This window comes from Candidatus Pelagibacter communis, from assembly GCF_001180025.1.
GTDB lineage: Bacteria > Pseudomonadota > Alphaproteobacteria > Pelagibacterales > Pelagibacteraceae > Pelagibacter > Pelagibacter ubique_A.
In genome coordinates this window covers 1-1110 of sequence record NZ_CVSK01000012.1, presented here as the reverse complement: position 1 = coordinate 1110, position 1110 = coordinate 1, and the positions used below count along the sequence as shown (strand labels likewise).

General features: G+C 26.7%; 1 protein-coding gene and 1 pseudogene. Both read left to right on the top strand.

The annotated features are described in order from the left end of the window. A partial coding sequence (locus AMN83_RS00245) for a heparinase II/III domain-containing protein (protein WP_179850394.1) occupies positions 1-485 on the top strand: 485 nt, incomplete at its 5' end. After that, positions 485-1110: pseudogene (locus AMN83_RS00240) on the top strand (bifunctional phosphoribosylaminoimidazolecarboxamide formyltransferase/IMP cyclohydrolase); the annotation flags it as partial. The gene AMN83_RS00245 and the pseudogene AMN83_RS00240, both read left to right, overlap by 1 nt.

Here is a 1110-nt window from a genome sequence, read left to right as displayed (position 1 = left end):
AGGATTATTCTTCTTGTAATTTTACTAGGCATCAAAAAAATTTGATTATTGATAGAGGTCTGAAAGTATCAAAAAAAAATGTAATTTTTGAGAATAATTATTGGAAAATATCTGGTGAGCATGATGGATATTTACTTAAGTTTGGAACAACTTGTAAAAGGGAAATTGAATTTTATCCAGAACAGATTAAATTTATCGGCTACGATAAATTATTCAGAAAGTCTCCAAATAAAGAAATTAAATTTGACATTAGATTTCATCTTGATCCAAGCTCGAAAGTGATGAAAACGCAAGATAACAAATCTATACTGATTGAAATAGATGAAGAAGGTTGGAAATTTAGTTGTGATAAATTTGATATTAACATTGATAATGGTTTATATTTCGGTAATAAAAATTCATATAAAGAAAATCAAAATATTTTTATTTCAGGTATGAACAACGAAAAAGAGCAGGTAATTAAGTGGGAAATCAGTAAGTTGTAATGAAGAAAAAAATTAAAACAGCTCTTATATCTGTATCGGACAAAACAAACTTAAGACCTTTATTAAATATTTTAAAAAAGAACAAAATTAAAATAATCAGCTCAGGTGGTACTTATAAAGAAATTAAAAAATTAAAATTTGAATGTTTAGAGGTATCTAAATTTACTAATTCTCCTGAAATTTTAGAAGGTAGAGTAAAAACTCTCCATCCAAAAATTCATGCTGGTATATTAAATAATAGAGAAAAAAAATCCCACCTCAAAGACCTAAAAGATAACAGTTTTGAGAATATTGATTTAGTTATTGTTAATTTTTATCCATTTGAGAACACTCTTAAAAAAACAAGAAACCATAAAAAAATTATAGAAAATATAGATGTGGGTGGTCCCACAATGGTTAGGTCTGCAGCTAAAAACTATAATGATGTGACTGTGATAACGTCTTCAGACCAGTATGAGGAATTAATTGAAGAATTAAAAAAGTTCAAAGGATCTACTTCCTTAAGTTTTAGGGAAAAGCTATCAAGGATAGCTTTTACTGAAACAGCTTATTATGACTCTGTAATTTCAAGCTACTTTAATAAAAAAACAAATACTATTTTTCCTGACAAAAAAATCTTTCATGG